The 14,079-nt window shown below is 58.8% G+C and carries 12 protein-coding genes and 3 pseudogenes; 4 read left to right on the plus strand and 11 right to left on the minus strand.

Features of this window, described 5'->3' with window-relative positions; translation table 11 throughout:
* The first annotated feature begins 203 nt into the window (after window positions 1–203).
* The 3 genes and pseudogenes from FVF58_RS49745 (at window position 204) to FVF58_RS49760 (ending at window position 2,164) form a co-directional block, all read left to right on the plus strand.
* Window positions 204–980 carry an enoyl-CoA hydratase/isomerase family protein gene (locus FVF58_RS49745; protein ID WP_149676801.1) on the plus strand — a complete coding sequence of 259 codons (777 nt, stop codon included), beginning with the start codon at window positions 204–206 and terminating at the stop codon, window positions 978–980.
* 343 nt (window positions 981–1,323) lie between these two features.
* Window positions 1,324–1,386: pseudogene (locus tag FVF58_RS49755) on the plus strand (TIGR00366 family protein); the annotation flags it as partial.
* An 85-nt stretch (window positions 1,387–1,471) separates the two neighbouring features.
* A complete protein-coding gene (locus FVF58_RS49760; protein ID WP_149676802.1) occupies window positions 1,472–2,164 on the plus strand; it encodes a cytochrome b/b6 domain-containing protein in 693 nt (230 codons plus the stop codon).
* A gap of 44 nt (window positions 2,165–2,208) precedes the next feature.
* Here FVF58_RS49760 and FVF58_RS49765 read toward each other — a convergent pair whose 3' ends face one another.
* The 4 genes and pseudogenes from FVF58_RS49765 to FVF58_RS52410 form a co-directional block, all read right to left on the minus strand.
* On the minus strand, window positions 2,209–2,670 hold the full coding sequence (locus tag FVF58_RS49765) for a CHRD domain-containing protein (protein WP_149676803.1): 462 nt from the start codon (window positions 2,668–2,670) through the stop codon (window positions 2,209–2,211).
* A 767-nt stretch (window positions 2,671–3,437) separates the two neighbouring features.
* Window positions 3,438–4,589: an IS110 family RNA-guided transposase gene (locus FVF58_RS49770; protein WP_149676804.1), complete on the minus strand. Its 1,152-nt coding sequence runs from the start codon at window positions 4,587–4,589 to the stop codon at window positions 3,438–3,440.
* Between the two features lie 858 nt (window positions 4,590–5,447).
* Window positions 5,448–5,720, minus strand: coding sequence for an integrase core domain-containing protein (locus FVF58_RS54005; RefSeq protein ID WP_281291366.1), 273 nt, complete (start codon window positions 5,718–5,720; stop codon window positions 5,448–5,450).
* Window positions 5,721–5,744: 24 nt separating this feature from the next.
* Window positions 5,745–5,885, minus strand: a pseudogene (locus FVF58_RS52410) (IS110 family transposase); the annotation flags it as partial.
* Window positions 5,886–5,953: 68 nt separating this feature from the next.
* On the opposite strand from FVF58_RS52410, the gene FVF58_RS49780 reads away from it, so the two are divergent.
* Entirely contained in the window at window positions 5,954–6,622 is a 669-nt protein-coding gene (locus tag FVF58_RS49780; RefSeq protein WP_149676806.1) for an IS6 family transposase, read from the plus strand.
* A gap of 180 nt (window positions 6,623–6,802) precedes the next feature.
* On the opposite strand, the gene FVF58_RS49785 is transcribed toward FVF58_RS49780, so the two are convergent.
* The 7 genes and pseudogenes from FVF58_RS49785 to ltrA all read right to left on the minus strand — a co-directional run.
* A protein-coding gene (locus tag FVF58_RS49785; RefSeq protein ID WP_149676807.1) for an IS6 family transposase occupies window positions 6,803–7,521 on the minus strand; the annotation gives its coding sequence in 2 pieces (ribosomal slippage) (window positions 6,803–7,198 and window positions 7,201–7,521; 717 coding nt in all).
* A gap of 200 nt (window positions 7,522–7,721) precedes the next feature.
* On the minus strand, window positions 7,722–7,973 hold the full coding sequence (locus tag FVF58_RS49790) for a GntR family transcriptional regulator (protein ID WP_149676808.1): 252 nt from the start codon (window positions 7,971–7,973) through the stop codon (window positions 7,722–7,724).
* 234 nt (window positions 7,974–8,207) lie between these two features.
* On the minus strand, window positions 8,208–9,125 hold the full coding sequence (locus FVF58_RS49795; RefSeq protein ID WP_342802457.1) for an alkaline phosphatase family protein: 918 nt from the start codon (window positions 9,123–9,125) through the stop codon (window positions 8,208–8,210).
* Window positions 9,126–9,226: 101 nt separating this feature from the next.
* Window positions 9,227–9,478 (minus strand): GntR family transcriptional regulator, encoded by a 252-nt coding sequence (locus FVF58_RS49800; protein ID WP_149676808.1) that lies wholly within the window; start codon window positions 9,476–9,478, stop codon window positions 9,227–9,229.
* A 234-nt stretch (window positions 9,479–9,712) separates the two neighbouring features.
* Window positions 9,713–11,755 (minus strand): alkaline phosphatase family protein, encoded by a 2,043-nt coding sequence (locus FVF58_RS49805; RefSeq protein ID WP_149676809.1) that lies wholly within the window; start codon window positions 11,753–11,755, stop codon window positions 9,713–9,715.
* A gap of 495 nt (window positions 11,756–12,250) precedes the next feature.
* Window positions 12,251–12,379, minus strand: a pseudogene (locus FVF58_RS54010) (DDE-type integrase/transposase/recombinase); the annotation flags it as partial.
* Window positions 12,380–12,492: 113 nt separating this feature from the next.
* Window positions 12,493–14,079 (minus strand): group II intron reverse transcriptase/maturase (ltrA, locus tag FVF58_RS49815; RefSeq protein WP_188131222.1); only part of this gene is annotated, 1,587 nt, incomplete at its 5' end.

Below are 14,079 nucleotides of genomic sequence, written 5' to 3' on the forward strand. Positions count from 1 at the left end.
TCAACCGCGCTCGCCTTACCTGGCCAACGGCCATCGTTCGGCTGCGCTGCATCGACAGCAGTTCTTCGCGCTCGGCTTCACTCAGATTCATTTTGCCCATGCACCTTTAGATCGGTGCAATTTCATTGGTTCAATGGACTAGTGAAGTCGGCCACTGCAGACTGGCAGGGCTCATTCAGTCCGTTCGGACATAGGAGAACATCATGCAAACGAATCTGAAAAACTATTTCTCTGCCTACCGCAACCTGAAGATGACACGGGATGAGGACGGCGTGCTGGTCGTGCAATTCCATAGCGATGAAGGCCCGCTCACTTTCACGGCGCAGGCCCACACGGACGTTGTCGATGCGTTCTACCGGATTTCTCAGGATCGGGCGAACAAGATCGTTATCCTCACGGGTGCAGGCGGGGACTTCATGACCGGGGTTGACTGGGCGTCTTTTAAGGACGTCTCCGATCCCGACGTTTGGAGCCAGATCCATGACGAAGGCGTTCAGGTCCTGGAAAACATCGCCAATATACGCGTGCCAGTCATCGCCGCCATCGAGGGGCGTGCCCATATCCACTCGGAGTATGTTCTGCTGGCCAACGTCATTGTGGCAGCGGAGGGCGCAACCTTCCACGACATGGGCCACTATGCTGCGGGTGTCGTGCCCGGCGACGGCATCTTTACCACCTGGAGCTATCGCGCGGGAGCGGGACGGGCGGAAGCTTTCCTGCTCAAGGCGCAGCCGATTTCGGCGGCCGTCGCACGCGAGTGGGGAGTGGTTGCAGAGGTCGTGCCAGACGGCCAGGCGCTTGGCCGCGCACAGGAATTGGCGAGGCAGTATTTGAAAGTGCCCGAGGTGGCACGCCGCAACACGCGCATACACTTTATTTGGCCCTTGAAGCAACGCATCGTGCAGGAAGTTGGCTATGGGTTGTCGCTCGAAGGTGCCTCCGCAGCCGCGCTTGTGAAAGCAATGCAGGCGAAGGCCTGACCGCTACGTGCGGCTCTTGTCGATTTGCGGAAATCCGAAAAGGCAAACGCGTCGTCGGGCATCGTTGTGGCGCACATGCTCAGGCCCGGGATCGATGCCTACGACGGCTTCGGGCCGCAGTCGCGCGAATTCGACATTGATCGATGGCGCGACGTCCGGGCCTGCCGAGCAGTCGTTGCAATCCGCTGGAACCACTTGCCAACACGACTGGGTTTTGGTGCGGATGCGACCTGCTTGCGGCGATTGCTCGACTGGCAGCATGAGGAGTGTGAGACCCGTTGCGCGAGCGACGTATCAGGTCGCTGATCGCCAGGCGCCGTGTTGCATCCACCGGTTCAACCCGCCATTTTGGGCTCTACCGGCGCTCGCAATCGAAGGGCTTGGCGCACGGGACATGATGGGTTAATTCGTTACAGCGGTGCTATCCTCCGGCATGGTGTTCATCGCGGGCCGGTATCTCTTCTAGCCGCTTGCGGAGGGAGGCACGACACATGGATGCTGACGAAATTGCCACGCTGCAGGCACAGCCTGTCCGCCGCCCAGTGCTGGTCTGGGACGCACCGGTGCGCCTGTTTCACTGGCTGGTGGTCGTGCTGGTCACAGTGGCCTATGTCACCTTGAAGCTGAACTGGATCGACTGGCACGTCCGGGTCGGCGAGACGCTGCTCGCCTTGGTTATTTTCCGGCTGCTGTGGGGCTTCTTTGGAAGCGAGACCGCGCGCTTTCGCAGTTTCGTGGCATCGCCCGCGGCTGCACTTCGTCATCTGCGTCACCTGTTTCGCCGCGAGCCGGATGTGCAGGTGGGTCACAATGCGGCCGGCGGCTGGATGGTCCTGCTGCTCCTCGCGTTGTTACTGGTCGAGACGCTGAGCGGGCTCTACGTCAACAACGACATCGCCGACGAAGGGCCGTTGAGCGACGTGGTGCCCGCGTGGCTCGCCAATGCTATCTCGACGCTGCACGGGCTTGTTTGGCACGTGTTGCTCGCCGCGGTAGCGCTGCACGTGCTCGTGATCGCTCTCTACGCAGTAGCGAAGGGACACAACCTGCTGCGTCCGATGCTGACCGGCTACAAGCTGTTGCCCTCATCCATCGACTCGCCGCAGCAGACGTCAGCGCTGATGGCGTTGCTGCCGCTCGGCCTCGGCGCTGCCGTGGTGATGCTGCTCGCGGCTTTTCTCTAAGCTTGCCGCGAACCTGACCTAAGGGCGCCGCTTCAGCGGATGCGTCAGTTGCTCTTCGGTGGCACTACCTGGCCACGGATCTCGCCGTTCGGATTGTTCTTGGTGTGAACGTTGATGTACATGTCACCGGCTTCGAACATTTTGACGTCGTCCGGGGATAGCGTAGCCTGACCGCTGAGCGGGCTCGTCATCTCCATGCTGCCCTTCTGAGAGAGCCAGACCTTCACGCCGGCATTTTTGCCGGCCGGGGCGGGGCCGTGGAAGTGCGCCATCGTGGCCTGACTCGACAATCCGCTGAAGCGGATGTTCCAGGTTACGACGTGCGTGCTGGGGTCGTACGTGAGATCGGCGCTGCCGCTGCCTGGAGTCTGCACCGGCGGGACCTGTTGGGCACCCGTCAACGGCACCTCAAATGAGACCGGTGCCGCTTGCGCCAAGGTCAGCGTGCCCGCTAGGGCCAAGCCACCGAACGCCATGAAAGCGCGCCGCGAGATGGATCGTGACATAGTTTTCTCCTTTTGGGGTTCGCCCTTACTGAGCGGTAACCACTAACGACGAGCGCGGAACACCTCATTGGCGCCGCTGGCAGCCAAAGGGGTGAGAGAAGGATAGACGCAAGCCGCCGGTAACTCCAGGTGGGGTCCCGGGAGCCTTTGACGATCTCAATAATGAGCCTAGGCAATCACTCCAGGTTTCCGGCTTCGGTCCTGTCCTCCAGATTTTTTCACAGCCTCATCATGACGCTGCGCGCGGTCTCGATGTCCTGGACAGATATTCCGTCTAAGAGGGTGTTTCAAGTGCGACGCGTGTCGCCGTCCGCCGGACGAAAATCGGCAACGTAGTGGATGGCAAAGCTCTTCTCTGCCTTGTTACATTCAACCACCTGAACATCGGAGAGTGAAGCCGTGACCTGCTGTACGACCTGCAGTTGCCTTCTATGAGGAGAAAATAGTCAAGGGCTTTGTGGCTTCCGGGCTTTCCATCAGATCATTACATTTTCTGGAGCATTGGGGGGGACAAAACCATCTCGCACGTGTCTGAATTGTGTTGCGCAACGTGAGACATTGATGTCTCACCGCCTTCTATCCGCCGGCGGGCAGCCGGCCGCATCCCATGCGCGTTACGCTGGAGGGTTCCCCCAGGAATATGCCCCATCTACAACGTTCGGTTGCTGTCAAGCGACCCGGCAACTGCACGGGCATATTCAGTTCAGACTTGGCAAGTATCTGTTTCGTTCGATCCGTTGCTGCGCAGCCTGGTTCGATAGGTATCCTTATCGTATTTTGAGTTCAGCACCTTCGGGAATCACACCGTCCTTGAGGTAGCGCCACAGCGCGATGACCAGGCGGCGTGCCACCGCGACGATCGCAATACGTCGGGCGCGTCGGTTGGGTCCTGTGGGCTTCGTGCGCTCGTTGAACCAGCGGGTGAGCCGGCTGCCGGGCTGGTATCGTATCCACGTCCATGCCGTTTCAATCAGTAACGCACGCACGCGCCGGTTGCCCTGTTTGCTGATCCCCTGATCGATCTGGGTTTCGCCGCTGTCGTAGGGCTGCGGGACCAGGCCGGTACACGCACCCACTTGGCGGCGGTTGGCGAAGTGCCTCCAGAAGAGCTCAAGCGCAAGTCTCGAGCCGCTAACCGGTCCGATGCCGCGCAAGTGTGTGAGGTGATCAATCCGCTCGCGTGCACGTTCGGGGAGGCGGAGGTGGTAGGCCTTTTCTAGGGCGGCCGCCTGTTTCTCGACCAGCGCCAGCCGCTCGCACTCGCGCAGCAGGCGTTCGTGGAGTTCTTCGGACAGCGGGGCACCATCGTGACAGCACACTTCACGGCGCTCGAGGCGGGTGGCGAATTTACGGCTGTTGACGTCCTCCCAGCAGCCGACTGTGGCCAGCAGCTTGCGCATGCGGTCACGGTGTTGCAGGACTTCCTTCTGCAGTTGCCCACGCTCGCGCATCAGGTGGCGCGAAGCTTCGTCCTGTGCAGAGGGTACGTGCACCGCATGCATGCGGTCGCGTTCGCCGCCCAGCCAGGCCCGCAGGTTGATGACCAGCTTCGTCACGTCGAGCCGGTCGGTCTTTGCGCGCCGTTTTTGACGTTGGACTGGAATGCTCGCGGGATCGACGACGTAACATTCGATGCCGCGAGCCTGCAGAGCCCGGAAGATCCAGAATGCGTCCTGGCCGGCTTCATAGCTCACGACGACGCGCGCGTTGTCGGGCAGTGCCCATGCCTGTTTTTGGGTGGCAATCAGCGCAAGCACGGCCTGCAGGCGGGTAGCCGGATCGGTTTGTGCCACGGTGTGAATCGACGGGCTCTCTCGATGCCCGTCATGCAGCGCGACTTTCCACTTTGCGGCCGCCAGTTCAAGCGAGACGGCCAGCACCACGTCCTTTACGTTGCCTTGCGTTTCCTGTGTACGCATGACGCCCTCCTGTGAGGAACTCTACGACACGCTGATTCTACCGACTTGGTCTGGTTGCCGCCCTTCCTGTGCATAGGATCTACCCGAACGTGCGCGACCGGTAACGGTCGGGTTCGAAGCTTCGAGGGCAACGTACCCTCCTCATGGGCGACTCATCCGGGCGACCGGAAAGGAGACGACACTGCCAGCAGCCGTGCGGTGTGGGGGCCAGGCAGATTCCGCATGCACAACATAAGTGAACAGTTGCAAACCCCGTTAGCCTCAAAGAGCCAAAGCTGCTGACAGGCTCTGACCAAAATGGTGAATGGCCGGCTGCATCCCTTTGTTATGGGTGCACGTCGTCGAAGCGCCATCGGGGAATAGACAGGTGCTAAATGGATAGGCCCGGAGTACTCGGGTCGGTAGGGATGGGAACGCGGAAACCCCGATTCCTCGCCAACGCCTGATTCATTGGCGCGCTGGCAGGTGAACCGCAAGGGACACTGCTGAGGAAGCGGGATTGAGAATGCGCAAAAAGCGAACGGTTGCCTGTAATGGGTGACATAGGGGTTCAGAATTTGCCCTAACCTGAAAGGGTGCTGACGTGCGCGCGGTGCGGCGGTCGTTGGCCTGCGTCAAAGGTTCGCGAAAGGGAAGCTTGAGAGAGACCGGTAGTTTTTCGGTTCAGCGCCCTTGTCCCGCGTCAGCGGGATGAATCGACGATGCGACGTCATCGAAGGTTGTGTTGCTGCAGGCACAACTGGAGCGGTACCCGTTTTGTGGACGCCATGAACTGGCTTTTGAGAGTTATCCACGGCCGGTCGGCGGGTCGCCTGTTACGACCACGACGGCGGCCGGCGGTGGATAACTCGACACTCATTATGACGCGCGTTCCTCCTTGCGTTGATTCCCGGCGCGCCAGCGCCGCTCGAATTCACTCGGGCTCACGTAATCCAACGATGAACGCAGGCGTTCAGTATTGTAGTAGGTGAGGTACTCCGTGATGGATAACCGGGCCTGTTCGGGCATGGCGTAGTGCTCTGGATACACGCACTCGACCTTTACCGTGCCGTTAGCCGATTCCATTGGTGCGTTATCCCAACAGCTCGCCTTGCGGCTCATTGAGACGGTGATGCCGCGCGCAGCAAGCACCTTGCGGTACTCGTTGGCCGCATATTCATTGACATCGGTCTTGCGGCCGGGCACGTTCTTCGCATCCCGGGCATTGACCAGCACCACCTCGAAACCACGCGCTTGCAGGATCTCGAAGACGGGGATCCAATACACGCCGGTCGATTCCATCGCAACTGTGGTGACCCCGGTCGGCTCTGTTGCAGTAAGGCGTTCCGCTATGATGTCCAGAACGACATGAAACTGAAAGCTCGATGATGACGTTGAACCCGGCAGTGGCCAGAGTGCTTAAACGCCTTCATTTTCCGCTCGACGTGATCCTGACCTGCGTGCGCTGGTACGTGGCCTATCCGCTGAGCCTGCGGAACCTCGAAGACATGATGGCTGAGCGCGGCGTTTCGGTCGATCATTCGACTGTGCACCGTTGGGCCGTCAAGCTGTTGCCCGTGCTGGAGAAAGCGTTTCGCCTCCGCAAGCGGCCGGTTGGCAAGAGCTGGCGCATGGACGAGACGTGCATACGCGTCAAGGGCGAATGGCGATATCTTTACCGGGCCGTCGACAAGGACGGCAACACCATCGACTTTCTACTACGCGCCCATCGGGACAAGACTGCAGCCCGGCGTTACTTTGAGAAATCGATCGCCCAGAATGGGGCGCCCGAGACGGTGACCATAGACAAAAGCGGCGCCAATCTCACCGCGCTCGACGCGATCAATGCCGATCGTGAAAAGCCCATCAAGATCCGCCAGTCGAAATATCTCAATAATCTGGTCGAACAGGACCATCGGGCGATCAAGCGACGAACGCGGCCCATGCTGGGGTTCAAAACTTTCCGCTGTGCCCGGATCCTTCTGGCTGGCATCGAAGTGAATGATATGAACGCCTCCCGCCAGCGGGCTGGAACGCACGATGAAACAAGGTAGAAGCAGACCCTTGGAGGCCATTGGACGCCACGTGCCAGATTGGATGATCATGAAGATCTTCACAGGCAAACAAGAGGGTCCGAGATGAAGCCTACGCCAGTTGGGATTGACATCGCAAAAAACGGTTGTGTCGCGATAATGGCGGCAAGGCAAGAAAATTCCCGCGATGACAAGGAGTCCTTATGCCACCAACGAATAGAACTGATCGGCAGCGGTTCGGGTCACGCCGCTGTCCTTCATCTGGCCTTTCCTGATCATATGCATCGTCTCAATGCCTGACAGGATGATGCGGGCACACCGGAAATCCTTGAAGCCCATCATGGGCCTGGTTCGGCGTTTGATCGCCCGATGATCCTGCTCTACGATGTTGTTCAGATACTTGACCTGCCGGACCTTGATGGGCGTTTCCCGCTCGGCGTTGATGGTCCGGAGGGCGGCCAGATTCGCCCCGCTTTTATCCATGGTCACGGTCTCGGGCGTCCCGTTCCGATCGATGGCTTTCTCGAAGTAACGGCGTGCTGCCGCCTTGTCGCGATGCGCCCGCAACAGGAAATCGACCGTATTTCCTGTTGCGGGCGCATCGCGCGATACAAGTACTTCCACTGGCCGCCCACCTTGACGTAGGTTTCATCCATCCTCCAGCTCTTGCCGACCGGACGTTTGTGCTTGCGAAAGGCCTTCTCGAACAACGGTACGAGTTTGATCACCCAGCGATGCACGCTCGAATGGTCGACCTCGAAACCCCGTTCTGCCATCATTACCTCGAGATTTCGCAAGCTCAGCGAGTAGGCCACATACCACCGCACGCACAGAAGTATCACGTCCAGAGGATAGTGCAGGCGCTTGAGTACCTTCGCTACGCCGGCAGGCAGGGCTTGTCTCGCAGTCGACTTCTTCATCTCACGCTTTACTTCGGGCAAGTATCAACTTCGATTTTACTCCTGCCCCCTTAGCGCGACAAAACCATATTATCTCTCCTCCACTTCGGGGATAGGCATAAGCAGCCGACATCTTATCGACCTTTCTTTGCCTCGCCATCCTTGCCGCGACAGAACCCCATGGCTTTTGCGGCTTAAACTATTCAACGTGATAAAGGCGTTTATAGCGATGAGGCAAGTACCAAAGTTCCATGGCGCCTGTTGCCGCTGGTGAGCCCCCGCTTCCTCGTTTCGCGGAAAGCCCTGTTGACTGTATTTACATGTAGCCCCAGGAAATCAGCCAGCATCCGCTGTGGAGGAAGTCTGTCCCCGGCTTGAACGGATCCCGCCAGGATGGCCAGTTCGACGGCATCGGCCAAAGCCAGGTACGCGGGGCCGGCGCATGGGGCGAGCTGAAAAATGGATTTGTTCATGCTGGTCTTCCAGGAATGACGACTTACTATCGTTTCATGCCCGCGGGGGGTAACGGATTTTCTCGGCGATCGCTACGCTCGTGAATGCCACCCAGTCGCGCGATTGCCACACTGTTCTTGGCGTCATGCAAAAAGCCCGTTCGCAGTATGTCCACTGGAACGGGCTCCTCAAATCAACGAATTGCCACGCGAGGCGATGAGTGACCTAGCCCGCCACGCGCAGCTCAAAGCCGATCAGAACGGCATCGCCCCTTTGGCGCCGCTCGGCTCGTCAGAATTCGTGTTGCCGATTTGCTGGTTATTGCCGCCGTGACCATGACCCGAATCGAAATTAAACATGTCGAACAGATCGCCAAGCGCCGGCGCATTGACAGGCACGTACGGGTTGCTGTTCCGCTGGACCGGGTTCGGCAGGTTGTCGCGGCTGCGGTCAGTGATCGGCGGCAGCCCCCAGTTGCGTTCGATGAATTTGGCCAGCGATGCGTGGTCGGCATAGCCGTGAGCGACGTGCCCGCCCTGCGAATACGGCGACACCGCGATCATCGGAATGCGTGGGCCATCGCCGAAGAAGTCTACGGGTTGGATATAGCCCGAATCGTAGTAGCCGCCGCCTTCGTCCACGGTAATAAGGATCGCTGTACTGGCCCACAGCTTCGGATTGCTCTGCACGGCATCGACGATCTTATGCACGAAGGCCTCATACAGGCCGAACTTTGACGATGTCGCATGCCCGTCGAGCTTGCCACCCGGCTTGACGAACGACACCGCCGGCAGGTTGCCCGCGCTGATGTCCGCGTACAGGTCGGTTGTGTCGGCAAGGTGCGTATCGCGGACCTGCTGGTTCGTCATGATCGACGTCTCGTACAGGAACGGGTTGCAGATGTTGCAGTAGACGCTCGTCGCCGGGTTGCTGACGAACGTGTTCCAGCCTTCTCCGTAGTATTTCCACGGAATGTGACGTTCGAGCAACGTGTCGCCGATCGTGCGTACCGGTGACGGCGGGATCGTGAACGGCGACTTCGTCCTGTCGAGCACCGTACCGTCGCCGTTGTAGCCCGGGTTGTAGTTGTTCAGAAGGTAGTAATGTTGCGGCGCGCAGTTCATCTTCGGATGGTACGAGAGCGCCGCCAGATACTTGCCGGGGATAGGCATAAGCAGCCGACATCTTATCGACCTTTCTTTGCCTCGCCATCCTTGCCGCGACAGAACCCCATGGCTTTTGCGGCTTAAACTATTCAACGTGATAAAGGCGTTTATAGCGATGAGGCAAGTACCAAAGTTCCATGGCGCCTGTTGCCGCTGGTGAGCCCCCGCTTCCTCGTTTCGCGGAAAGCCCTGTTGACTGTATTTACATGTAGCCCCAGGAAATCAGCCAGCATCCGCTGTGGAGGAAGTCTGTCCCCGGCTTGAACGGATCCCGCCAGGATGGCCAGTTCGACGGCATCGGCCAAAGCCAGGTACGCGGGGCCGGCGCATGGGGCGAGCTGAAAAATGGATTTGTTCATGCTGGTCTTCCAGGAATGACGACTTACTATCGTTTCATGCCCGCGGGGGGTAACGGATTTTCTCGGCGATCGCTACGCTCGTGAATGCCACCCAGTCGCGCGATTGCCACACTGTTCTTGGCGTCATGCAAAAAGCCCGTTCGCAGTATGTCCACTGGAACGGGCTCCTCAAATCAACGAATTGCCACGCGAGGCGATGAGTGACCTAGCCCGCCACGCGCAGCTCAAAGCCGATCAGAACGGCATCGCCCCTTTGGCGCCGCTCGGCTCGTCAGAATTCGTGTTGCCGATTTGCTGGTTATTGCCGCCGTGACCATGACCCGAATCGAAATTAAACATGTCGAACAGATCGCCAAGCGCCGGCGCATTGACAGGCACGTACGGGTTGCTGTTCCGCTGGACCGGGTTCGGCAGGTTGTCGCGGCTGCGGTCAGTGATCGGCGGCAGCCCCCAGTTGCGTTCGATGAATTTGGCCAGCGATGCGTGGTCGGCATAGCCGTGAGCGACGTGCCCGCCCTGCGAATACGGCGACACCGCGATCATCGGAATGCGTGGGCCATCGCCGAAGAAGTCTACGGGTTGGATATAGCCCGAATCGTAGTAGCCGCCGCCTTCGTCCACGGTAATAAGGATCGCTGTACTGGCCCACAGCTTCGGATTGCTCTGCACGGCATCGACGATCTTATGCACGAAGGCCTCATACAGGCCGAACTTTGACGATGTCGCATGCCCGTCGAGCTTGCCACCCGGCTTGACGAACGACACCGCCGGCAGGTTGCCCGCGCTGATGTCCGCGTACAGGTCGGTTGTGTCGGCAAGGTGCGTATCGCGGACCTGCTGGTTCGTCATGATCGACGTCTCGTACAGGAACGGGTTGCAGATGTTGCAGTAGACGCTCGTCGCCGGGTTGCTGACGAACGTGTTCCAGCCTTCTCCGTAGTATTTCCACGGAATGTGACGTTCGAGCAACGTGTCGCCGATCGTGCGTACCGGTGACGGCGGGATCGTGAACGGCGACTTCGTCCTGTCGAGCACCGTACCGTCGCCGTTGTAGCCCGGGTTGTAGTTGTTCAGAAGGTAGTAATGTTGCGGCGCGCAGTTCATCTTCGGATGGTACGAGAGCGCCGCCAGATACTTGCTGATCGGCCCGACACCCGCCTGGCTCGTGTCCGAACAGTCGCTATAGCTACCGCCCGAATAGCCGTCCTGCGTGTACCAGTTGTTCGTACCCGTCAGCGGGTTCGGATTTTCGATCTGATTTGACGGCGGGACCGTCGCATTGCCGCTGCCGTCGGTGTAGTAGTAGGCATCGGCGGCGCCGACCATGATGCTATTCGCGCCCGTACCACCCATCACCGGCTGATGATAGTTGTCGCTGATCGTGTAGGTGCGTGCGAGCTGGGTGAAATACGGCATGTCGCCCTTGCTCGCGTTGTAGAAGCCCAGCGCGTTTGAACCTTCCTTCGTGGTCTGGTCGCTGAACGGCGTGGGTTGCGCGCTGCCGTTGCTGCCCGCACCTATGGTGGTCTCGACCCACGCGAACAGATCCATCAGGCAGCCGCTCGGATTTTCGCGGGTGGCGTGGGACACGTCGCAGTCGGACTGCTGCCAATTCTGGTAGAAGCGATGCACCGGACCGCCCATGTACGCGTCATACAGCGATGACTGCTGCGGCGATTGCAGTGGGTAAGGGCCACTTTGCAGTGCGTTGTAGTTGGCGACTCGCGCATCCTTTGCGCCTGTCGGCAAGCCGGACGCGCCTGTCAGCAGCTGGCCGATGTCGGACGCTTCGAGTGCTCCGCCTTCGGCCTGTGCGGCCGCGTTGTACGTCGCGTACGGAGCACCGGTCGTGTCACTCGCCGCAGTGGCCGTGCCACCGGTGTTCGGCGAAGGCAGCGTGCTGTAAGGGCTCTTGATCGATGGCGCCAACGCGAACTGTGTCATTCCCGTCACGGTGGCCTGGTACTGGCGCGCCTTCGCGAAGTTCGGGCCCGGCGAGCCATCCGCATTGACGATACCCTGCGAAAGCAGGTTTTGCACCGACTGGCCATTGTTCGGCTTGTACGTGCCGAACACGTGATCGAACGTGCGGTTTTCACCGACGATGACAATCACATGTTTGATTGGCGTTTGCGTGGAAGATTCGTTGTCTTGATCTTTCGCCGCGGCGGTGCCGGGAGATGCCGCGAACGCAAGCGCGGCGACGCCAGCGCATGCCGCGAGAACGGCTGGGAATTTTGAAACATAGCGTCGTTCGGACGCTCGCTGCTTTTTCATTTCTACTCCGTTAGTAAGCTTGACCACCTTCCAAAACCTTACTTACAGTGCATGACAGCGGCGAGACGATAGCGCTTCAATTGCCTTTCTACCAGCGCTGTTCGACGTGAAATTTTTTGCGCAACCCATGGCACGTGATCAGGTTCGCTAATGCCAATCCCTTCAAACTTCTGGCTGAGAAGGATTCGGCTGTTTAAGGCGCGGATCCTATGACCATCTTTGCGATGACCATCTTTGCTGTTTAGGTCAATTCAGTTTTTACCAAAACGACGCTGGCACAGCGAAAATCCTCGGTTTTGTCGCGCTAAGGGGGCAGGAGTAAAATCGAAGTTGATATTTGCCCGAAGTGAAGCGTGAGATGAAGAAGTCGGTTGTGGTGCAAACTCGGTAGGTGGGCGAGAATTCGCCAATGTTTCGGATGCCTAAACTAACTGGAAGAACCGCCATCCAGATCAAGGGCGAAGTGGCATCTTTGAGGTGCGTGCTGGTGAGATCGAACTGGCCTTTGCGAATGCGATGCATCAGTTCGATGCCGGAGAGGGTAACGGCGGCGCTGCGGAACCCCTTGAACCCGAGCATCACGTTCACCCGCGATTTGATGTGGCGGTGATCCTGGTCGGGTAGCCGTACCGCATTACTGTGGTACGGCCCCCTAAGAACCGTACGTGCGCCTTTAGGAGCATACGGCTCAAGCCTCTACAAAGGCATCTGTCGACACCCGGCGGTACAACTTCTTTTCAGGCGTGTTGCGGAGTTCTACGGCAATTGGGGTGGTGCACTTGAAGGTTGCTTGCTGCGTCTGTCCCGCCGTCAGTTGGCTTCACAATATGCGTAACAACCCAGCGGGTTTTCATTGTGATGGGCTGCCGACAGTTGGAACACATGCCATCTTGCCTTAGCCAGGCACGGTACAGCTTACCGCGCCCTCGCGCCGAGTTCAGCATCTTCTGGCCCCATCGAGACTCGAAATACGGCGCCCATTGCGGATCGTGCGGATTGGCGCCCGCCTTGATCTTGACATGCCGTTTGATTGGCGTGTCCGCAACCTTCAGCAAGGTGACCTCTCTTGTCGTGCCATCCTCTTGTTTTTCTGTGGCGGCAAATACCCAGTTCCGGAGACCTTTGGTTTTAAAGTATTTCATTTTTATCCATCGGGCGCCTTTGTTAGGGTGCCTTCTTGCCGCCCATCGCCATAGCATTGACCAGACCTCGTGATCAACTCGATCGAAGGTTTTCTTGGCGACTGCATGGCTGTGATAGTTCGCCCATCCTCGTAAGACAGGATTGAGCAGCCTTATCAGGCTCGCCTGTTTAGCCGTCTTGTTGGCCTTGATGATTTCACGGATTTTGTCAAGGTGCGCCTTGACGTTCGCTTTCGACGGTTTCATCAAGAGCTTGCCGTTGTACTTACGAATGTGCCATCCGAGGAAATCAAACCCGTCCTTGATGTGCGTTATCCTGGTCTTTTCTGGCGACAAGAGCAGCCCGCGTTCCGCCAGAAATTCAGTTACTGCCGGCCTGACTTCATGTTCCAGCCACTCTTTCGAATGGCCGGTGATAATGAAATCGTCCGCGTAACGCACCATGTTCACTTTCAGTCCTCTCTGCCGGGCTCGCGGGAATCTCTCCGCGAGCATCGCTTCGAGGCCATCAAGCGTCATGTTGGCTGCCACCGGCGAGATGATTCCCCCTTGCGGGGTGCCGGCGTCAGTGGGGAAGAGTTCGTTTTGATACACGTAGCCCGCTTTGAGCCACTTCTTTAGGATCACCTTGTCCGTAGGGATATTGGCGATCATCCAGTCGTGGGAAATTTTGTCGAAACAGCCTTGGATGTCGGCCTCCAGCACCCATTCCGCACTCGCCTTTTTCGCCAGGGAGATGAAGCATTGTCCTCCCGCGTCAGCAGTTGAGCGTTCCGGCCTGAACCCGTAAGAGTTCGGGTCGGCAGTGGTTTCCGCAACCGGCTCCAGAGCAAGCAGATGCAACGCTTGCATGGCCCTGCAGCGCATCACGGGTATGCCGAGCGGCCTCGTCTTGCCGTTTTTCTTCGGAATCAACACTCTCCGAAGCGGAAGGGGCGAGTAGCCCCGCCTCTTCAACGACGCAATCGCGTTGGCCTTTGCCGCCGGTGTTTTCCACGTTACCTTGTCCACACCGGGGGTGTTCCTGCCTTTGTTTTCAGTCACCCGCTTCACGGCTAGTGCACGGCCGCTGAACGAGTGGGTCAGCAGCCATTGCAGGGCTTTCACCCTGTTATGGCGGCCAGCCTGTACCGCCTTCACCATACGCGACTGCAGCCTTCTTACCTGACGTTGAACATCGGC

Source organism: Paraburkholderia panacisoli (genome assembly GCF_008369935.1).
Lineage (GTDB): Bacteria > Pseudomonadota > Gammaproteobacteria > Burkholderiales > Burkholderiaceae > Paraburkholderia > Paraburkholderia panacisoli.